This window comes from Streptomyces sp. NPDC056480 (assembly GCF_042795405.1).
Taxonomy (GTDB): domain Bacteria; phylum Actinomycetota; class Actinomycetes; order Streptomycetales; family Streptomycetaceae; genus Streptomyces.
Window position 1 is genome coordinate 1 of record NZ_JBHTSA010000094.1, and the last position, 19,795, is coordinate 19,795.

Annotated in this window: 17 protein-coding genes; 9 read left to right on the forward strand and 8 right to left on the reverse strand. The window is 72.7% G+C overall.

The window, feature by feature from the left end:
• Positions 1-150: 150 nt before the first annotated feature.
• Positions 151-798: a TetR family transcriptional regulator gene (locus ACFQ79_RS30490; RefSeq protein WP_319319436.1), complete on the reverse strand. Its 648-nt coding sequence runs from the start codon at positions 796-798 to the stop codon at positions 151-153.
• Between the two features lie 352 nt (positions 799-1,150).
• Between ACFQ79_RS30490 and ACFQ79_RS30495 the strand changes: the two genes are divergently transcribed.
• Positions 1,151-1,936, forward strand: a complete 786-nt coding sequence (locus ACFQ79_RS30495) for a VOC family protein (protein WP_383589477.1) — start codon at positions 1,151-1,153, stop codon at positions 1,934-1,936.
• Between the two features lie 137 nt (positions 1,937-2,073).
• Complete coding sequence (locus ACFQ79_RS30500; RefSeq protein ID WP_383589479.1) at positions 2,074-4,494, forward strand: PQQ-binding-like beta-propeller repeat protein; 2,421 nt, start codon at positions 2,074-2,076, stop codon at positions 4,492-4,494.
• 50 nt (positions 4,495-4,544) lie between these two features.
• Here the strand turns inward: ACFQ79_RS30500 and ACFQ79_RS30505 are convergent, their stop codons facing one another.
• On the reverse strand, positions 4,545-5,165 hold the full coding sequence (locus ACFQ79_RS30505) for a hypothetical protein (protein ID WP_383589481.1): 621 nt from the start codon (positions 5,163-5,165) through the stop codon (positions 4,545-4,547).
• A 124-nt stretch (positions 5,166-5,289) separates the two neighbouring features.
• Between ACFQ79_RS30505 and ACFQ79_RS30510 the strand changes: the two genes are divergently transcribed.
• The gene (locus tag ACFQ79_RS30510) at positions 5,290-5,895 is read left to right on the forward strand and encodes a hypothetical protein (RefSeq protein ID WP_383589482.1); all 606 of its coding nucleotides are present in this window, start codon (positions 5,290-5,292) and stop codon (positions 5,893-5,895) included.
• Here ACFQ79_RS30510 and ACFQ79_RS30515 read toward each other — a convergent pair.
• From ACFQ79_RS30515 to ACFQ79_RS30525, 3 genes are read right to left on the reverse strand one after another with little or no spacing between them, the layout of a single operon-like run.
• Entirely contained in the window at positions 5,882-6,667 is a 786-nt protein-coding gene (locus tag ACFQ79_RS30515; protein ID WP_383589484.1) for an enoyl-CoA hydratase/isomerase family protein, read from the reverse strand. The two genes, ACFQ79_RS30510 and ACFQ79_RS30515, sit on opposite strands and share 14 nt — an antisense overlap.
• Complete coding sequence (locus ACFQ79_RS30520; protein WP_073916297.1) at positions 6,664-7,089, reverse strand: Zn-ribbon domain-containing OB-fold protein; 426 nt, start codon at positions 7,087-7,089, stop codon at positions 6,664-6,666. Before ACFQ79_RS30520 ends, ACFQ79_RS30515 begins: the two co-directional genes overlap by 4 nt.
• 13 nt (positions 7,090-7,102) lie before the next feature.
• Positions 7,103-8,245 carry a lipid-transfer protein gene (locus ACFQ79_RS30525; protein ID WP_383589486.1) on the reverse strand — a complete coding sequence of 381 codons (1,143 nt, stop codon included), beginning with the start codon at positions 8,243-8,245 and terminating at the stop codon, positions 7,103-7,105.
• 89 nt (positions 8,246-8,334) lie between these two features.
• Between ACFQ79_RS30525 and ACFQ79_RS30530 the strand changes: the two genes are divergently transcribed.
• Both ACFQ79_RS30530 and ACFQ79_RS30535 read left to right on the forward strand, forming a co-directional pair.
• On the forward strand, positions 8,335-9,891 hold the full coding sequence (locus ACFQ79_RS30530; protein WP_383589522.1) for a FadD3 family acyl-CoA ligase: 1,557 nt from the start codon (positions 8,335-8,337) through the stop codon (positions 9,889-9,891).
• Positions 9,892-9,991: 100 nt separating this feature from the next.
• On the forward strand, positions 9,992-10,654 hold the full coding sequence (locus tag ACFQ79_RS30535; protein WP_383589487.1) for a hypothetical protein: 663 nt from the start codon (positions 9,992-9,994) through the stop codon (positions 10,652-10,654).
• Between the two features lie 255 nt (positions 10,655-10,909).
• On the opposite strand, the gene ACFQ79_RS30540 is transcribed toward ACFQ79_RS30535, so the two are convergent.
• Together ACFQ79_RS30540 and ACFQ79_RS30545 are read right to left on the reverse strand one after the other, a co-directional pair.
• Positions 10,910-11,152 carry a hypothetical protein gene (locus ACFQ79_RS30540; protein WP_383589489.1) on the reverse strand — a complete coding sequence of 81 codons (243 nt, stop codon included), beginning with the start codon at positions 11,150-11,152 and terminating at the stop codon, positions 10,910-10,912.
• Between the two features lie 215 nt (positions 11,153-11,367).
• Complete coding sequence (locus tag ACFQ79_RS30545) at positions 11,368-14,610, reverse strand: BTAD domain-containing putative transcriptional regulator (RefSeq protein WP_383589491.1); 3,243 nt, start codon at positions 14,608-14,610, stop codon at positions 11,368-11,370.
• Positions 14,611-14,794: 184 nt separating this feature from the next.
• On the opposite strand from ACFQ79_RS30545, the gene ACFQ79_RS30550 reads away from it, so the two are divergent.
• Complete coding sequence (locus ACFQ79_RS30550) at positions 14,795-16,012, forward strand: amidohydrolase family protein (RefSeq protein ID WP_383589493.1); 1,218 nt, start codon at positions 14,795-14,797, stop codon at positions 16,010-16,012.
• 114 nt (positions 16,013-16,126) lie between these two features.
• Here ACFQ79_RS30550 and ACFQ79_RS30555 read toward each other — a convergent pair whose 3' ends face one another.
• A complete protein-coding gene (locus ACFQ79_RS30555; RefSeq protein ID WP_383589495.1) occupies positions 16,127-16,600 on the reverse strand; it encodes a DUF2690 domain-containing protein in 474 nt (157 codons plus the stop codon).
• Positions 16,601-16,843: 243 nt separating this feature from the next.
• Between ACFQ79_RS30555 and ACFQ79_RS30560 the strand changes: the two genes are divergently transcribed.
• The 3 genes from ACFQ79_RS30560 to ACFQ79_RS30570 all read left to right on the forward strand — a co-directional run bounded on the left by ACFQ79_RS30560 (position 16,844) and on the right by ACFQ79_RS30570 (position 19,768).
• Positions 16,844-17,761 (forward strand): TIGR03619 family F420-dependent LLM class oxidoreductase, encoded by a 918-nt coding sequence (locus ACFQ79_RS30560; RefSeq protein WP_383589497.1) that lies wholly within the window; start codon positions 16,844-16,846, stop codon positions 17,759-17,761.
• An 11-nt stretch (positions 17,762-17,772) separates the two neighbouring features.
• Positions 17,773-18,534 (forward strand): SDR family NAD(P)-dependent oxidoreductase, encoded by a 762-nt coding sequence (locus ACFQ79_RS30565; protein WP_383589499.1) that lies wholly within the window; start codon positions 17,773-17,775, stop codon positions 18,532-18,534.
• A gap of 109 nt (positions 18,535-18,643) precedes the next feature.
• The gene (locus ACFQ79_RS30570) at positions 18,644-19,768 is read left to right on the forward strand and encodes an LLM class flavin-dependent oxidoreductase (protein WP_266966647.1); all 1,125 of its coding nucleotides are present in this window, start codon (positions 18,644-18,646) and stop codon (positions 19,766-19,768) included.
• The last annotated feature ends 27 nt before the right edge of the window (positions 19,769-19,795 follow it).

Genomic DNA, 19,795 nt, shown 5'->3' on the forward strand with positions numbered 1-19,795 from the left:
GGCCGGGGGCCGGCGGCCGTTTGGGGGGGGCCCCCCGCCCGGGGGGGGGGGGGCCCCGCCCCCCCCCGCCCCCGGCGCCGCCGCGGGGGGGGGGGGGGGGGGGCCCCCGGCGGGCGCCCACGACAGGACGGGTGGAGGAGAGGGGTGGGGCTATCGGGTCGGCTTCTTGCCGGTGATGCCCAGGTGCACCAACAGGGCGAGGTTGGGCTTGAGTTCGGACTGCTTCACGCCCCAGGTCGTGAAGCCCTTCTGGTGGCCGGCGACCGCGGCCAGCATGGCCACGAGCGAGCCGGCCATGGCGGCGGGGCTGACCTCCTTGTCGACCTTGCCCTTGGCCTGGAGCTCCTTCACCGCGTCCGTGAGGGAGTTGGTGACCGAGTTCAGGATCTTCATGCGGATCTTGTAGAACCGCTTGTCGCCCTCCGCGGCGCCGAGGTCCACGACCCGGAGGATGGCGTCGTGCTTCCGCCAGAAGTCCAGGAAGCCTTCGACGAGTTCCTCCGAGGTCTGCCAGCCGGCCTTGCCGACCCAGGAACGGCCGGAGACCAGCTCGGTCAACCCGGCGCCCTCCTTGGCCATTTCCTCCGCGATCTCGAGAACGGCCCCCTCGACGTCCGGGAAGTACTGATAGAACGTCGCGGGTGAAGTACCCGCCTTCCGGGCCACATCGATGACCTTGACGTCCCGGTAGGGCGAGGAGCTGAGCATCTCACCGAGGCAGTCGAGCAGCTTCTGCCGCGTCGCCTGGCCGCGTCGTCCGGCCACGCGGCCGTCGACGGTGCGTACTTGTCCTGTCATGCCGTCAGCTTACCGAGGGGGTGTCGGCGCGCGATTCGGCCGACTGCAAATGGGGTGCACCCCCCTGCCACTCGTGTTCTCCGAGGTCGGCACGCGTGTCTCCCCGGGCGTGGCAGCACGGGGGAGGGGCGTGATCGCGCCACTCGTGGCGGTCGGGTGGGGGGCCGGCGGGATCCCCGTGCCCGGACCGGGGGATTCCGGTACCCGAATAGGCTTATGAACAGCCTGTGGACAACTTCGGTGGACAACTCAAGTGTCCCAAGGGTTCTGGCACGATAAATCGCCACTTTGTTCGTATTTCTCCGTGGTGGAGGACGCTGCGGGACGGATTCCGCCGACCTAGCGTGTGGACATGGCCGTACGTACTGAGGGCACCCCCTGCTGGGTGGACGCGCAGCTCCCCGATCTGGAGGCGGGCAAGCGCTTCTACGGCGAGCTCTTCGGCTGGACCTTCGACCCCGACCGCGACGAGGCCCTCCTCGACGGACGCCGGGTCGCGGGTCTCCTCCCCAAGCGCGACGGCCGCATGCCCACCACCTGGACCGTCTACCTCGCCACCGAGAACGCCGGCACCCTCGCCGCCCGGATCAAGGCCGCCGGCGGCCAGATGGTCATGGAGCCCTACCCCGTCGGCCCCTTCGGTGTCCTCGCGCTCGCCGCCGACCCCGGCGGCGCCGTCTTCGGCCTCCGCCAGTCGGGCGACGAAGACGGTTTCGAGACGATCAACGAACCGGGCTCCTTCTGCTGGATGGAGGTGTACACGCGCCGCCCCGACGCCGTCGACACCTTCTACGCCACCGTCTTCGGCTACCTCGGCCGCCAGGCCGACGCCGACGACGAGGGCAGGGACGCAGGCTTCGACTACCGCGTCTGGTCGCCCCCCGGCTCCCGGACCGGCGACGACAGCGCCTTCGGCGGACGTGCCGTGATCAGCGACGACTTCCCCGCCGAGATGCCGGGACACGTCCTCGTCTACTTCGCCGTCCCCGACTGCGACGAGGCCTGCGAGACCACCGTCCGGCTCGGCGGCCGGGTCGCCACCCCCGCCTTCGACACCCCGCACGGCCGGATCGCCGTCCTCCACGACAACCAGGGCGCGCGGTTCGCGGTCCTCTCGGAGCCGTCCGGCACGAGGTGAGGCTTCCCCTCCGGATGGCTTCCATATGACCTGAGACACCCCGATCCGCCCCCGGGTTCGCAACCGGGCCCTCGGACAGGAAGAATCAGGGCCACGGGGCCGTACCCTCATGGCCCGTACGGGGAGGTGGCAGGCAAGTGGAACAGCTGACGCAGCACGACCCGAGACGTATCGGGCCCTTCGAGGTGCTGGGCCGGCTCGGCGCGGGCGGAATGGGCCTGGTCTATCTCGCGCGCTCGGCCTCGGGCCGGCGCGTGGCGATCAAGACCGTGCGCACGGAGCTCGCTGAGGACCAGCTGTTCCGGGTCCGCTTCACCCGTGAGGTGGAGGCCGCGCGGGCGGTCTCCGGCTTCTACACGGCCGCCGTCGTGGACGCCGACCCGCGGGCCGCCGTGCCCTGGCTGGCGACCGCGTACGTCCCCGCGCCCTCGCTCGAGGAAATAGTGAACGAGTGCGGACCGCTCCCGGCCCAGGCCGTGCGCTGGCTGGCCGCCGGCGTGGCCGAGGCCCTGCAGTCCATCCACGGCGCGGGCCTGGTCCACCGTGACCTCAAGCCCTCCAACGTCCTCGTCGTCGAGGACGGCCCCCGGGTGATCGACTTCGGCATCGCGTCGGGCGTCTCCAACACGCGCCTGACCATGACCAACGTCGCCGTCGGCACCCCGGCCTACATGTCGCCCGAGCAGGCCCGCGACTCGCGCAGCGTCACCGGCGCGAGCGATGTCTTCTCGCTGGGCTCGATGCTGGTCTTCGCCGCCACCGGCCACGCGCCGTTCCACGGCGCCAACCCGGTCGAGACCGTCTTCATGCTGCTGCGCGAGGGCCCCGACCTGGAGGGCCTGCCCGACGAGCTGCGGCCCCTCATCGACGCCTGCATGCAGATGGACGTCAGCCGCCGGCCCACCCCGGCCGACCTCCAGGCCCAGCTCGCCCCGCATCTCTTCGGTCCCGGCAGCGACGACAGCGGCACGGCCTCGGCCTGGCTGCCGCGCAGCGCCACCGACATGATCGAGACCCGCCGCGGTGGCCGCCCGGCTCCGGCGGCTCCCGCGCCGCCGATGCCGCCGCGTCCGCCCCGGGGTCCCGCCGAGCGGGGCGGCGACCCGCGCTTCCCGGAGCCCGCGCCCGTCGGCGGTGGCCGGCACGCCGGGCCCGCCGAGAGCTCGGGCGGTCCCGTGCGCCTCGCCGGCGCGACCGTCCCGATCGGACCCGGCCCCCGGGTCGCCGACACGCGTGCGGCGCTCGCCGTCGGCCGGGGCGCCGACGCGGGCCCGGCGACCGGCTGGATCCGTCCGCCCGGCGGCGGTCCGCACGGCGTGGACCACGGTTCGTACGCCGGGGAGCCCGGCCCGCCGCCCGGCTCCCGCCCGGTCAACGTGCCGCCGCAGGGCTCTGACCAGGCCGCGCCGGCCGAACCCGGCCCCTGGCGGCCGTGGCGCTTCCGGATGTCGAACGACGTCTGGGGTACCCCGGTCGTGGACGGCGACCTGCTGTACGTGACCTCTTTCGAGGTACACGCCCTGGACACCGGCAGCGGCCGGCGCCAGTTCAAGACCCGGGACGTGGCCTGGTCCATGGCCGTCGCCGCGGGCCGTATCCACGCCTCCGACGGGCCCACGCTCTACGCCCTCGACGCGACCGACGGCGCCGAGCGCTGGCGGCTGCGGACGGACGCCTGGGTGTACTCGCTCCAGGTCGACCGGGGCACCGTCGTCACCGGCACGCGCGGCGGCGGAGTGCAGGGCTGGGAGGCCTCCAACGGCGCCAAGCTGTGGGAGGTCACCGGAGCCCAGACGGACTTCGAGACCCCGGAGGCGGGGCCCGCCGTGCACGGCGACACCGTGTACGTGTGGCGGGACGCCCGGCTCCAGGCCCTCGACGCCCGCACCGGAGCGGAGCGCTGGTCGTACCCGATCGGCGACGCGGCCTCCTGCGCCAACGTGCCGGTCCGGGTGGCCCCGGCCGAGGACGGCTGTGTGTACGTCTCCGCCGGGACCCGGGTCCTGTCGATCGACGTCGCGGCGGGTCACGTCCGCTGGCACTTCGAGGCGCCGGCCGTCTTCACCTCCCCGCCCGCGTTCGCGCCGGGCCCGGCGGTCACCGGCGGCGGGGTGTACCTCTCCGACCACCTCGGCACGGTGTACGCCCTCGACGCCACCACCGGTCAGGACCGCTGGCGGATCGCGACCGAGCCGCGCCAGTCGACCGAGCCGGTCCTCGTCGCCGACGGCAACATCCACGTCGGCAGCGGCAGCGCGCTCTACACGCTCGACGCGGTCACCGGCACCCCCCGGTGGCGGTTCGCGGCGGGCGGCGAACTGGTCGGCTCGCCCGTCGTCGCCGACGGCCGGGTGCACTTCGGCTCCGCCGACCACGTCCTCTACACCCTGGACGCGACCGGCGGGCAGCTCCGCTGGAAGCTCGCGACCGGTGGCGAGATCACCGGCTCGCCGGTGGTCAGGAACGGGGTCGTGTACGCCTGCAGCAAGGACCGCTGCGTGTACGCGCTCGACGCGGTCAAGGGCACGGCCACGGGCCGGGGAGCCGGCGGACGCTAGCCGGCCGGCAGGGCGTACGACGCACGGACAGGGACCCGCCCCGCAGCGCTTCAGCGCTGCGGCGGCGGGTCTCCCCGTTCCTGCCGCTGCTCCTGCTCCGGGTCCCGGACGGGTACGTCGTACGTCTGGGTCGCCGCGTACGGCGCCGGGGCCTGCGGGTGCGCGCGCGGCGCCTCGAGCGTGGACGTGTCGTCCGGGGGCGGCCCGTCCAGCGTGGGGTGGGTGGGCCGGGGCGGCCGGTCCACGTGGTGCGGCGGGCGGGACCTGCCCGACATGACGAGCGCGCCGAGCAGCAGGAGGATCCCGCCGCCGAAGGCGTTCGCGACCCCGTCGCCGAGTCCCGTGCCGTCGCCGCCGATCGTGAGGCTGCCCTCCGCCTGCCCCACCCGCACCATCCACAGGACGGTGAAGCCGAGGACGACGAGCCCGGCGAGCGCGACGAGCAGCCGGGAGCGCAGCACCACTCCGACGAGGGTCAGGAGGGCGGCGAAGAGGAAGGGCGCGAGCATCGAGCCGAGCAGCTCGCCCTTGGCGTCGGTGATGCCGGTGAACAGCTCGTCGATCGCGTAGTCACGTCCGTGACGGCCGTCGTACCAGGCACGGAAGGGGCTCCAGACGGCGGCCGTCGCTCCGGCGAGAGCCAGGACCGAGCCGGCGACGTTGCGGATCATCGATGCGGCCTCCTTGACGGTCCGGCTCTCGCTCCCGACGCTACGCCCGCTGCGGGGGGCCCGCCACGTGGCCGCGCGGCGCCGCTACAGTGGCGCGGACACGACAGGAAGACGGGGAGCGGCGATGGTACGCACACGCCTGAAGCTCGCGGCGACACTCGCGGTGGTGGTGCTGGCGCTGACCGGTTTCCACACCGGCCACGGCAGCAGCAGCGGTGGGGGCAGCGGCAAGAGCGGCAAGAGCAAGAGCCGCGGGCACTCGGACGACGACTCGGGCGGCGGCTGCTCCACCGACGAGAAGAGCAACGACGACTACGGCGGCTCGGGCGGCAACAGCGCCGCCGACGAGTACACGTACGACCCCACGCCGACGGCCTCCCCGACCGCGGCCGTCCACGTCACCACCGTCGACTGCGTGAAGCCCGCGCAGAAGAAGCGCAAGGGAAAGCCGACCCGCAGGGCGGACACCACGACCACGCTGAGGATCACCTCGGACGCGTGGGAGGAGAAGACGTTCCGGGTCCGCGTGGAGTTCAGGGACTCGGGCTACCGGAAGGTGGACGAGGCCGAGACGACGATCACGGTCGAGCGCAGGGGGACGAAGACCTTCGAGGTGGAGATGGTCCACCCCGGGACCGTCGGCCGGGTGAAGGACTGCATCGCCTATGTCGAGAGCGAGGTGCCGGGGGCCACCGCCTCCACCGCCACCCCGTCCGCTACCTCGTCCTGAACCCCGCCCCCCGCCTCCCGAACAGTTCCGCCTGACGGTCGGCCGTGAGGTTGCCCAGGGCGACCAGGTGCGGCGCGTGCGCCAGCGCCTGGGCCCTGGCGGCCTCCTTCACCGACCACAGCGCCCGGACCGTCCCCTGCACCGCCTCCGTCGGGTGGCCCGCGATGACCGCGGCGGCCTCGCGGGCGGCGGCCAGCGCGCCGCCGGGCGGGGTCAGCTCGGAGACGAGGCCCGTCTCGTAGGCCCGCCGGGCCGAGATCCGTTCGGCGCTGCCCATCAGGGCCATCCGGGCGATCTCCCCGTACGGCATCCGCTGCGCCATGTGGACGGTCTCGAAGGCGCTGACCATGCCGTAGGTGGTGTGCGGGTCGAAGAAGGCGGCGTCCTCGCCCGCGACCAGGAACTCCGACTCGCCGAGCAGGTAGAACGCCCCGCCGCAGGCCATCCCCTCGACGGCGCAGACGACCGGTTTCCACAGGTCGTTCGCCTTGGGGCCGATCGTGAGCAGCGGGTCGTCGATCGTGTACGGGGACGAGGGCTGCGGCACGTTCCCGGCGGCGGCCCGGTCGATGCCGGTGCAGAAGGCCCGCCCGCCGGCCCCGGTGACGACGATCGCGCGGACCTCGTCCTCGTACCGGAACCCCCGCCAGACGGCGCCGAGGTCACGGGCCATCTCCAGGGTGAGGGCGTTGTGCTTCTCCGGCCGGTCGAGGGTGACGACGGCGACCCCGGTCCCCTCGTCCCGCTCGACCGTGATGCCGGGGGTGCTCATCCGCGCTCCAGGAGCCAGCGCGGGACGACGACGCCGTCGATCTCGGCGAAGGCCACCCGTACCGGGGCGCCGATCCGGAGCCGGCTGGGGTCGACCGAGTTCAGGGGCGCGTCCGGGGTGGCGACCACGTTGCCGACGAGGCGGATGCGGGGGGCGTCGGCGAGTTCGACGATCACCGCGTTGTACGGGGCCTGGGCGGCGTACTCGGGCAGCAGGGGCGGGTGGGGGAGCACGTACGACCAGATCCGGCCGCGGCCGGACATCGGGCGCCACTCGCTCGCGAACGACTGGCAGTGCGGGCAGCAGGGGCGGGGCGGGAAGCGCAGCTCGCCGCAGTCGGCGCAGCTCTGGACGCGCAGTTCGCCCTGGGCGGCGTACTCCCAGAAGGGGGCGCCGTCCTCGTCGGTGACGGGGGTCAGCATGCGGATCAGCTCCTCAGGCGCGCAGCAGGATGGCGGAGGTGGGGACGCCCTCGCCCGCCGTGACGAGGCAGGTGGCGGCGTCGGGGACCTGGGCGGTGGACGTGCCGCGGAGTTGCTTCACGCCCTCGTTGATGAGGTTGAAGCCGTGGACGTACGCCTCGCTGAGTCCGCCGCCGCCGGTGTTGAGGGGCAGCCGGCCGCCGATCTCCAGCGCGCCGCCCTCGGTGAAGGCGCCGCCCTCGCCGCGGCCGCAGAAGCCGTAGCCCTCCAGGGAGAGCGGGACGAGCGGGGTGAAGGCGTCGTAGATCTGGGCGACGTCGACGTCCTGGGGGCCGAAGTCGGCCTGCTTCCACAGGTGGCGGGCGGCGGTCCAGGCGGGTCCCGAGAGCGGGTCGTCGTTCCAGTAGTTGACCATGCCGTGGTGCTGGGCGGGCAGGCCCTGGGCGGCGGAGTGGACGTACACGGGCTTGCGGCGGCAGTCCCGGGCCCGCTCGGCGGAGACGATGACGCAGGCCAGCGCCCCGTCGGTCTCCAGGCAGTTGTCGAAGAGGCAGAGCGGCTCGCTGATCCAGCGGGAGGTCATGTACATCTCGCGGGTCAGCGGGCGTTCGTACATGATCGCGGCGGGGTTCTGGTTGGCGCGGTTGCGGCAGGCCAGGGCCACGTTGAAGAGGTGGTCGCGGGTGGCGCCGTACTCGTGCATGTAGCGGCGGGTGAGCATGCCGATCTCGTCGGCGGGGCGGAGCAGTCCGAAGGGGCGGGTCCACTGGCCGGGGGTGGGCAGCTGGACGGCGGTGTTCTTCCAGGGGCGGGGGCCGCTGCCCCGCTTCCTGGACCGCCAGGCGACGCCGACGCTCGCCTGTCCGGTGGCGACGGCGGCGGCGAGATGGCCGACGGTGGCGCAGGAACCGCCGCCGCCGTAGCCGACCTTGGAGAAGAAGGTGACGTCGCCGGCGCCGATGGCCTTGGCGACCTCGACCTCGTCGGTCTCCTCCATCGTGTACGAGGCGAAGCCGTCGACCTCGGACGGTTCGATCCCGGCGTCGTCGAGGGCGGCGAGGATCGCTCGGCAGGCGAGTGTCTTCTCCGTCTCGGGGAGCTGTTTCGCGAAGGCGGTCTGACCTATGCCGACGATGGCCGTGGCGTCCTTGAGCACCGAACCTCCTCATGGGGCAGCACTGCTGACAGCGCGTCAGGCTACAACTAATCTGACGGATAGTCAGCTACAGGAGGTTGGGTATGAACATGCGCGGCGACCTGGAGTGGGGCACGATCCCCGGTCTCGTACGAGCGGCCGCCGAGCGGTACGGCCCGCGGGAGGCCGTCGTCGACGGCCGCAACCGCGTCGGCTACGCCGAACTCGGCGAACGCGTCGAGCGGGCCGCGGCCGCCTGTCTCGCCACCGGCATACGGGTGGGGGACCGGGTCGCGATCTGGGCCCCCAACACCCTCGACTGGATCGTCTCCGCGCTCGGCGCCGTCACCGCCGGCGCCGTCCTGGTCCCGCTGAACACCCGCTTCAAGGGAACCGAGGCGGCGTACGTCCTCCAGCGCTCCCGCGCCCGGCTGCTCTTCGTCACCGGCACCTTCCTCGGCACCTCGTACGTGGCCTCCCTGCGCCGCTCCGGGGTCGCGCTCCCGGACCTGGAGAGGGTCGTGGTGCTCGGCGACAGCGCGCCCGAGGAGTGGACGACCTGGAAGGAGTTCCTGGCGGAGGGCGACGGCGTCCCCGCGGCCCGGGTCCACGCGTGGGCCGCCGCCATCGACCCCGCGGCCCCCTCGGACATCATCTACACCTCCGGCACCACCGGCCGACCCAAGGGCGCCGTCATCAGCCACGCCCAGAGCCTGCGCTGCTACGCGATCTGGTCCGAGCTGGCCGGCCTGCGCGAGGGCGACCGCTATCTCGTGGTCAACCCCTTCTTCCACACCTTCGGCTACAAGGCCGGGATCCTCGCCTGTCTGATGCGGGGCGCGGTGATCGTCCCGCAGCCGGTGTTCACGGTCGACACGGTCCTCGCCAACATCGCCGCCGAGCGCATCACCGTCCTCCCCGGCCCGCCCACCCTTCACCAGTCCCTCCTGGACCACCCGGCCCGCGGGGGCCACGACCTCTCCACCCTCCGCCTGGTCGTGACGGGCGCGGCGGTGGTCCCCCTCCGTCTGGTCGAGCGCCTCCGCTCCGAACTCGGCGTCGGCACGGTCCTCACGGCGTACGGCCTCTCCGAGGCGAGCGGCATCGTCACCATGTGCCGCCGCGAGGACCCGGCCGAGACGGTGGCCACCACCTCGGGCCGCGCGATCCCCGGCACGGAGGTCCGCGTCTCGCCGACGGGCGAGGTCCTGGTCCGCGGCCCTCATGTGATGACCGGCTACTTCGAGGACGATGCGGAGACGGCGGCGGCGATCGACGAGGACGGCTGGCTCCACACGGGGGACATCGGCGTCCTCGACGAGCAGGGCAACCTGCGCATCACCGACCGCCTCAAGGACATGTTCATCGTCGGCGGCTTCAACGCCTACCCGGCCGAGATCGAGCAACTCCTCGGCCTCCACCCGGACATCGCGGACGTCGCCGTCATCGGCGTCCCGGACCCGAGGCTGGGGGAGGTGGGCAAGGCGTTCGCGGTCCGCAGGCCGGGCGCGCGGGTCACGGCGGACGATCTGATCGCCTGGTCGCGGCGGGAGATGGCGAACTTCAAGGTGCCGAGGGAGGTCGAGTTCGTGACGGAGCTGCCGAGGAACGCGAGCGGGAAGGTGGTGAAGGGGGAGCTGAGGGCGAGGAGCGCGGGCGCGGCCTGAGCGCGCGCCCCCCCGAAGGGAGTGCAACCGTCCGCCGCCGTGTACACGTCATAGGGGCAGTCCTCGGCGAACCGCAGACCCACCTCCCCTGGAGCAGCCCGTGTCCTCGCCAGCGTCTTCCGAGATCCCCCTCACCCTGACCCCGCAGCAGGCGGCCCAGGGCGTGATCATCACCGTCACGCTGCCGACCGGCCCCGCCCACCTCAGCGTCCGCCCCTGCCGTCACGGCGAACTCGTCGCCGCACGGCTGGGCGAGGGCACGGTGTACCTGCGCATCACCGTCGCGGGCGCACAGAAGAAGGGCGGCGTCCTCGGCTGCCTGATCCCGCTCGCCGTCCTCGGCGCGATCATCGCGGGCTCGTACGTCCTGAGCGACGACAAGGACGACAGGGCGGGCTCGACGGGCCCCGGCCCGATCCCGACGTTCTCCTACCCGCCGCCGCCCACCTTCGACGTGGACGGCACCCCCGCCACCACGCCCACGGAGAAGGAACCCGACCCGTACGAGAAGGGCACCTGCCTCAACGGCTCGCTCCCGGACTCGACGACCGCGCAGTCCGTCAGCGGCGTCGACGAGGTCCCGTGCTCGGCGTCCGACGCCCACTACAAGGTGATCCAGACGTTCCCGTTCACCTCCGACATGAACCGCTGCAACGCCAACCCCAAGACCCAGTACGCCTTCTCGCACCGCTACACGATGAACGGTGCCGTCGTCAGCCAGTACGTCTACTGCCTGATCGGCCTCGGCTCGTACGCCCGCTGAGGCCGGAGCCGCCGGGCCGGGGACGCGATGCCGCGCTCCGAGGGCCGTACACACACCGGAGGGGCCGGGCAGCTGCCCGGCCCCTCATCGTGCGGTGGTCCGATCGCGTTGCGCACGGTCCTGCCGGTACGGATCCCCCCTGGTTCCGTTCCGGTGTCCCCCAAGCCCGTGTGCTCCCCCGTCGACCGGACCTCCCGTGTCGGCCCGGCGGCTCCCCCGAAGTCGCCGCCGCGGCCGTTCCCCGTCGGGAGTGGTCTACTTGGCCGGCTCCGTGGTGGCGTGCATGTCCTTGGCGGGGGCCGCCTCGCCGTTTCCACCGGTGATCTTCTCGGTGATCGCGCCGACCGCGGGCTCGGAGGTCGCGTGCATGTCCTTGGTGACGACGGACTCGTCGCGGCCACCCGTGATCTTGCCGGTGATCGCGTCGACCGCCGGCTCGGAGGTGGCGTGCATGTCCTTGGTGGTGATGATCGGGTCCTGCTTGATCGGGTCGGTCATGCTCGTCAACTCCTGCGTGTGATGTCCGAGATGGGGGGAGATCCGCCCAGCCGTTCCCCCGTGGACAGCTGGGCGAATCTCCGGGGCCGATCACCCTAGTACTCAGGGGCTGTGGCCCTCATCGGCGACCCGTCTGCCCCCCGACGCGGCGGATCGTCATGGGAAGAGCATGCCGGGTGGCGATAAACGAACGATGAACGTACTGGCCGCAGGCCCTACGCCGCCTTCACGGGCGTCAGCAGCGCACGGACCTCGGCGGCCTCCGGGGCCCCCAGGGCGTCGAAGATGCCGAGTGCCTCCTGCCAGCAGACCAGCGCCCGGCCGCTCTGGCCGATGCCGAAGAGGGCACGGCCCAGGACGGTGAGGACGTTGCCCCGCCGCCACTCGCCCCCGATGCCCCGCAGCACCGTGAGGGCCATCTCGGCGTTCGAGGCCGCCTGGGCGTGCCGGCGGGCGGCGATGTCCACCTCGGACAGCCGGAAGAGCGTCATGCCCTCCCACAGCCGCTGCCTGCTGTCGGCGAAGACCGCCAGCGCCTCGCGGAGCTGTTCGGCCGCCGCGGCGAGCTGGTCGTCCTGGGTGAGGGCGAGGCCGAGGGCGTACCGGCCGTTGGCTCCGCGGAGCGCGTGTCCCATCGAGTCGTAGATCTCCGTGCCCTGGCGGGCGAGCGCTATGGCGCTCGGCGTACGGCCCATGGCCAGGTGGATGCGCGAGAGATTGCAGAGGGCGCTCGCCTCTCCCGGCTCGTCCCCGATCTCGCGGAACCGTTCGATCGCCTCGGTGAGGTACTGCTCGCCCTCCACGAAGCGGTTCTGGTAGAGCGCGATGATCCCCCGGGCGTTGGCGGACCAGCAGGCGGGCAAGGGGTCTCCGGCCCGATCCGCGTGCGGCAGGGCGAGTTCCGCGTCCCGGTCCGCCTCCTTGAAGCGGCCCGCCGTGTGATGGACACCCGCGAGAACCATGAGCGCGCGGCCCTCGGCCCTGCCGTCGGCGCGGCTGCGCGCGGCATCACGCACGACGACGCCCGTCGCCTCGAACTCCCTGGAGTTCGCTCCCGACTCCCCGAGGTCCAGCGACGCCCACAGCAGGTCCACCGCGCGACGGAGGGTGGTGGGGGACGCGGCCGACTGGCGGACCATGGCCAGGAGGCAGTTGGCCTCCGCGTAGAGCCAGTCCTGGGCCTCGTGGCGGTCGGTGAAGGTCAGGCCCTCGTACGAGGCCGGCTCCAGGTGGTCCACCAGCCGGTCGCCGGGGCGCTCGATCGCGTACACCCGCGCCGCGGTCGACAGGTAGAAGTCCAGGAGGCGGGAGAGGGCCGCCTCCTTCTCCGTCGGGGGCTGTTCGTCGCGGTCCGCGCACGCACGCGCGTAGAGGCGCACCAGGTCGTGGTAGCGGTAGCGGCCCGGCGCCGCCGACTCCAGGAGGGACGTGTCGACCAGCGCCTCCAGGAGGTCCTCCGTGTCCCAGAGCGGGAGGTCGAGGACCGCCGCGGCCGCCGCGAGCGAGATGTCCGGGCCGTCCGCCAGGCCCAGCAGGCGGAACGCGCGCGCCTGCGCGGGCTCCAGCTGCCCGTAGCCGAGCTCGAAGGTGGCCTTCACGGCCAGGTCGCCCGCCTGGAGTTCGTCGAGGCGCCGCCGCTCGTCCGCCAGCTTCGCCGCCAGGACCGACACCGTCCACGTCCGGCGGGCCGCCAGGCGCGAGGCCGCGATCCGGATCGCCAGGGGCAGGAAACCGCAGGCCGCCACCACGTCGAGGGCCGCCTCGCGCTCCGACTGGACCCGCTCCGCGCCCACGATCCGGGTGAACAGCTGGAGCGCCTCCTCGGGGGACATCACGTCCAGGTCCACCAGATGCGCCCCCGCCAGGTCGACCATCCGGATCCGGCTCGTCACGAGCGCCGCGCAGCCCGCCGTCCCCGGCAGCAGCGGGCGGATCTGCGCCGCGTCCCGCGCGTTGTCCAGGAGGACCAGGACCCGGCGTCCGTCCAGCGTCGAGCGGTACAGCGCGGCCCGGTCGTCGAGTGAGTCCGGAATGGCCGAGTCCGGGGTTCCGAGGGCGCGGAGGAAGGAGCCGAGGACCGTCTCCGGCGCGGCCGCCCGGGAGCCCGCCCCCTGGAGGTCCACGTACAGCTGCCCGTCCGGGAAGTGCGGCCGCGCCTCGTGCGCGACGTGCACGGCCAGCGTCGTCTTGCCGACCCCGCCGATGCCGGCCAGCGCCGACACCGCCATGACATGGCCCTCGGCCGTGGCGAGCCGCGCGCTCAGCTCCCGTACGAACGGCGCCCGGCCCGTGAAGTCCGGGACGGTCGCCGGGAGCTGCGCGGGACGGGCGACGGGCGCGGCGGCCGGGGCGGCCTCCTCCACCGGGCGGGCGAGCTCGGCGTCGGCCTGCAGGATGCGCTGCTGGAGCCGCGAGAGTTCGGGAGCGGGGTCGACGCCCAGCTCGTCGGCGAGCAGCCGGCGCGTGTCCGCGTACACCGCGAGCGCCTCGGCCTGCCGTCCGCTCCGGTAGAGGGCGAGCATCAGCAGCTCGCGGAGCCGCTCCCGCAGCGGATGCGCGGCGGTGAGCGCGGTCAGTTCGGACACGGCCTCCGCGTGCGCGCCGACCTCCAGGTCGACGTCGAGGCGGGTCTCCAGGAGGGTGAGCCGCCACTCCTCCAGACGGGTCCGCTGCGTCTCGGCGTACGGCCCCGGTACGGAGGCCAGCACCTCGCCGTCCCACAGGTCCAGCGCCTCCGCGAGCCGGTCGCGGGCGCCGGCCCGGTCCCCGGCGGCCCGCAGCTTCTCGGCCTCGGCGCCGAGTTCCTGCGCGGTGGCGACGTCGAGCGCGGCGGCGGAGGTCCGCAGGGCGTAGCCGCCGGACTCGCTGACGAGCACCTGGGGGCCGAGCGCCTTGCGGAGCCGGGAGGCGTACGTCCGTACGGCCGCGAGGGCCTGCGAGGGCGACTCCTCGCCCCAGAGGGCGTCGATCAGCTCGGAGGCGGTGGCCGTGCGTCCGCCGCGGAGGAGCAGTGCGGCGAGCAGGGCCCGCTGCTGCGGCGATCCGGTGGGAACGGGTTCTCCGTCCCGCCAGGCCCGGACGGGTCCGAGCACGGCGAACCGGAGGAGTCCGGTGGCGGGGGCGGCGGGGTGGGGAGTGGGGTCGGTGCCCGTTCCCGGGGCCGTTCCGGGGGCTGCGCCCACGTCCGGCCCGGCGTTCGTCCCTGTGGCCGTTCCCCTGTGCGTCCCTGCGCCGGGCCCCGTGCCCGTCTCCGTGCCCGTGCCCGCGACGTGGCCGGAATGCGTACCCGCTTCCTGGCTCACGTCCTTGGTTCCGGCCCCGTCCCGGCCGGTGACGGCCTGCGTCTCCGTGTCCGCCCGTCCGCGACCGCCCTCGTCGGGGTTCAGGCCCGTGCCGGCGTCCGCGCCCGTCTTCGGAGCCCGTTGCACCGGAACTCGCGGCCCGCTCTCACGGTCCATAGCTCCCCCTGCCCGTACCGCCCACGCTTGTTTCGCCCTGGACAGTCTGCCTTGTCCGGAGGGAGTCCGTCAGCATCGGGTCGGCCGTAGTCCGGGCCGTGATAAGGCCGTAAGGAGCCCGTCACACCGCCGATTCCCGGCACGATAGCTGACGGGTCGTCAGATCGGCGCTACCGTGAAAGCCATGGAGACCTTCCCGAAGATCATCTCGGTGGACGACCACACCGTGGAGCCCCCGCACGTCTGGCGGGACCGGCTCCCGTCCCGGTATCACGACACCGGACCCCGCATCGTCCGCGCCCCGCTCAAGGAAATGACCTTCCTCGGCGGGAAGTTCGCCCCCGTCATGGGGGCCAGGGGGGACGAGGGCCCGATCGGCGACTGGTGGGTCTACGAGGACCTGCACCGGCCCCTCACCCGCCTCGACACCGCCGTCGGCTACGACCGCGACGAGATACGGCTCGAAGTCATCACGTACGAGCAGATGCGGCCCGGCTCCCACTCGGTGCCCGAGCGGCTCGCCGACATGGACGTCAACCACGTCCAGTCCGCGCTCTGCTTCCCGACCTTCCCCCGCTTCTGCGGGCAGACCTTCACCGAGGCGAGCGACCGTGAGCTCGGACTGCTCTGCGTCCGGGCGTACAACGACTGGATGGTGGAGGAGTGGTGCGGGCCCGAGGCGCACGGGCGGCTCATCCCGCTCACCCTCATCCCGCTCTGGGATCCGGAGCTGGCCGCCGCCGAGGTCCGCCGGAACGCCGCGCGCGGGGTGCGGGCGGTCGCGTTCTCGGAGATCCCGCCGCACCTCGGGCTCCCCTCGGTGCACACGGACCACTGGGATCCCTTCTTCCGTGCCTGCGACGAGACCGGCACGGTCATCGCGATGCACATCGGCTCCTCCAGCCGGATGCCGTCGACCTCCGCGGACGCACCGCCGGCCGTCGGCTCGACCATCACCTTCGCCAACTGCTGCTTCTCGATGGTCGACTGGCTGATGAGCGGCAAGTTCGAGCGCTTCCCCAACCTGAGGATCATGTACGCGGAGGGGCAGATCGGCTGGATCCCGTACATCCTGGAGCGCGCCGACGTCGTGTGGGAGGAGAACCGCGGCTGGGGCGGGGTCGCCGACAAGGTGCTGCGGCCGCCGTCGGAGCTCTTCGCCGGTCACGTCTTCGGCTGCTTCTTCGACGACGCCTTCGGGCTGAGGAACCTCGACGCGATCGGGGCCGGGAACGTCCTGTACGAGACGGACTACCCGCACTCGGACTCCACCTGGCCCAAGTCGAGGGAGGTCGGAGAGGCGCAGATGGGGCACCTGGCCCCGGACGTCGTCGACCGCATCGTCCGCGGCAACGCGATCGACCTGCTGGGTCTGACCGAGGACGGCCTCTGGCGCCCGTAGCGGGCCCCGCGCCGAGAAGGGCCAGCCCGGCCCGCCGGGGGAGGCGGACCGGGCGGGGCCGGGCCGCCGCGGCGTCTCCCGTCGTGCGGTGGCCCGGGCCCGGGGCGCTTCGGGTCAGTAGCGGCCCGTCGTCGTGTACCTGAGGCCGCCCGAGGTGTACGTGATGCCCTGCGCGTACGACTGCGTGTTGGCGTCGTTGAGCATGCGGGTGTAGCAGGAGGTGCTGCCCTGCGGCACCACGCACTCCATGACGGCGTTGTCGTCCCGGATGACCTGCGCGTGGGCGCAGGGCTGGCCCGAGGCCGAGTCCCCGCACCAGCCCTGGGGGTTGTCGAGGGTGATGCGCGCCCACACCGTGCGGCAGCCCGAGTTGTAGCGGAGGTCGATCGTGCCGACGTGGAAGCCGTACTTCGGGTCGTAGAGGGCGGCCGAGCGGGGCGTGCTGGTGGTGCCGCCGCAGTAGGTGGACGCCGGGTCGGCGCCGTCGTACTGGGCGGCCTGGGCCGGGCCGCCCGTGAACATCAGGCCGCCGGTGGCGAGGAGCAGGGCGGAGCTCGCTTGCGCGGTGCGGCGAAGCAGGGAACGCATGGAGGACGTCCATTCAGGTCCGGTGGGTGAGGACGGCGGGTCGGCGTTCGGCCGCGACGCCTTGCCGCCGGAACCCATCCTGGAGCGGGGCGGCGCGTGCGTCTTGGACGAAAGCGAACGCCCGTGACCCTCTCCCGCCCCTTGCCTGATGGAGTGTCAGGTACGAGCATGGGCCCCGCTCGTGAAAGTGACGCTTCGTCAGATGCGCGGTCGCGGGGCGGCCGGGGCTCAAGGGGGTTCCTCATGGTGGTCTACGGGATGCAGCTGCCGGTCCAGTCGCAGAGCGCGATCTACGCCGAGCCCTGGGAGGCGGCCGCCGGGCCCGCCGATCTGCTCGCCGTCGCCCGCGCAGCCGAGGACCACGGGTTCGACTACCTCGCCGGCTGCGAGCACGTCGCCATCCCGCGCCGGCTCGCCGAGGCCATGAGCACCGTCTGGTACGACCCGGTCGCCACGCTCTCCTTCCTCGCCGCCGCCACCGGACGCGTCCGGCTGCTCTCGCACGTCGCCGTCGTCGCGCTGCGCCATCCGCTCGCCACCGCCAAGGCGTACGCGACGCTCGACCACCTCTCCGGCGGGCGGCTCGTCCTCGGGGTCGGCGCCGGGCACGTACAGGAGGAGTTCGAGGCGCTCGGCGTGGACTTCGCGCGCCGGGGCGCGGTGCTCGACGAGACCATGGACGCGCTGCGGGCCGCCCTCGGGCCCGAGGAGTACCCGGAGCACCTGGGGGAGCGGTTCGCCTTCAAGGACCTCGGGCAGCTGCCCCGGCCCGCACAGGAGCGCGTCCCGCTCTGGGTCGGCGGCTCCTCCCCGGCCGCCCTGCGCCGCGCCGCGCTCAAGGGCGACGGCTGGCTCCCGCAGGGCGACCCGCGCGAGCGGCTCGCCGTACAGATCCAGAAGCTGCTGCGGCTGCGCGCCGAGGCCGGGATCGCGGAGCCGATCACCGTCGGCGCGATCGCCGAGCCGCTGTACGTCGGCACGCCCGACTGGGCCGTCGGCCGGCGCACCCTCAGCGGCCGCCCCGAGGAGATCGCGGCCTCCCTGCGCGCGTACGGGGAGATGGGCGTGCACCAGATCCAGGTCCGGTTCCGCTCCCGGAGCCGTACCGAACTCATCGACCAGATGGCGGCCTTCGGCACGGAGGTCGCCCCTCACCTCTAGGGAGTACGGACATGGGCACACTCGACGGGCGGGTCGTCCTCGTCACCGGCGCGGCGCGCGGACAGGGCGAGCAGGAGGCCCGGCTGTTCGCCGCGGAGGGGGCCGGGGTCGTCCTCGCGGACGTCCTCGACGACGCCGGAGCCGCGCTGGCCAAGGAGCTGGGGGAGGAGCGGGCCGTCTACGTCCGTCTGGACGTGACCAGGGAGGACGACTGGACCGCCGCCGTGGCCCTCGCCAAGGATCGGTTCGGGAAGATCGACGGGCTCGTCAACAACGCCGGCATCCTGCGCTTCAACGAGCTGCTGTCCACGCCCCTGGAGGAGTTCCAGGCGATCGTCTCCGTCAACCAGACCGGCTGCTTCCTCGGCATCCGGACCGTCGCGCCCGAGATCGCGGCGGCCGGCGGCGGGACGATCGTCAACACGGCCTCGTACACGGGGCTGACCGGGATGGCCGGGGTCGGCGCGTACGCCGCCTCGAAGCACGCCGTCCTCGGACTGACCCGGGTGGCCGCCCTGGAGCTGGCCGCGAAGGGAATCCGGGTGAACGCCGTCTGCCCGGGCGCCATCGACACCCCCATGAGCAATCCGGAGGGCGTGGACCCGGCCGCCACGGCCGAGCTGTACCGCAAGCTCGTGCCGCTCGGGCGGATCGGGCGGCCGGACGAGGTCGCGGCCCTCGCGCTGTTCCTGACCGGGGACGACTCGGCGTACATCACGGGGCAGCCGTTCGTGATCGACGGCGGCTGGCTGGCGGGGGTCAGCCTCTTCTAGACCGACCTGACGGCTCGTCAGGTATTGACGGGTCCATCCCGCGGTGCGACAGTCGGGCACATCACGAATCTGACGACACGTCAGAAACTCACGAGGACGGTGAACCCCCTTGGAATTCGGGATCTTCGTACAGGGATACGTCGGCAAGCGCGCCGAGACCGATCCCGAAGCCGAGCACAAGGCCCTCATGGAGGAGACCGAGTACGTCATCCAGGCGGACAGGTCCGGCTTCAAGTACGCCTGGGCCTCGGAGCACCACTTCCTGGAGGAGTACTCCCACCTCTCCGCCAACGACGTCTACCTGGGCTACCTCGCCCACGCCACCGACCGGATCCACCTCGGCTCCGGCATCTTCAACCCCCTCGCCCCCGTCAACCACCCGGTGAAGGTCGCCGAGAAGGTCGCCATGCTCGACCACCTCTCCGGCGGACGCTTCGAGTTCGGCTCCGGCCGGGGCGCCGGCTCCCACGAGATCCTCGGGTTCATGCCGGGCATCACCGACATGAACCACACCAAGGAGCTGTGGGAGGAGACGATCGCCGAGTTCCCCAAGATGTGGCTCCAGGACGAGTACGTCGGCTTCCAGGGCAAGCACTGGTCGCTGCCGCCCCGCAAGGTCCTCCCGAAGCCGTACGGGAAGTCCCACCCCGCCATGTGGTACGCCGCCGGGTCCCCCTCCTCGTACGCCATGGCCGGCAAGAAGGGCCTCGGCGTCCTCGGCTTCAGCGTGCAGAAGGTCTCCGACATGGAGTGGGTCGTCGAGTCGTACAAGACCGCGATCAAGGAAGCCAAGGCGATCGGCGACTTCGTCAACGACAACGTCATGGTGACCTCGACGGCGATCTGCGCCGAGACGCACGACAAGGCCGTCGAGATCGCGGTGGGCGGCGGCCTGAACTACCTCCAGTCCCTCCTCTTCCGCTACCACGACACCTTCCCCCGGCCGGAGGGCATCCCGGAGTGGCCGGAGCTCCTGCCGGAGTACTCGGCCGAGATCATCGAACTCCTCATCCAGGAGGAGCTGATGATCTGCGGCGACCCCTCGGAGGTCCTGGCGCAGTGCAAGCGGTGGGAGCAGGCGGGGGCGGACCAGCTGTCCTTCGGGCTGCCGATCGGGATCTCGTACGAGGACACGATGAACTCGATCAAGCTGATCGGTGAGCACGTGATCCCGAAGATCGACACGGACCCGGTCCACCGCACGACCCGCTTCCGCCGGTCCGCCGGCGCCTGACGGCCTGCCGCCGGGGCGCGACCGCCC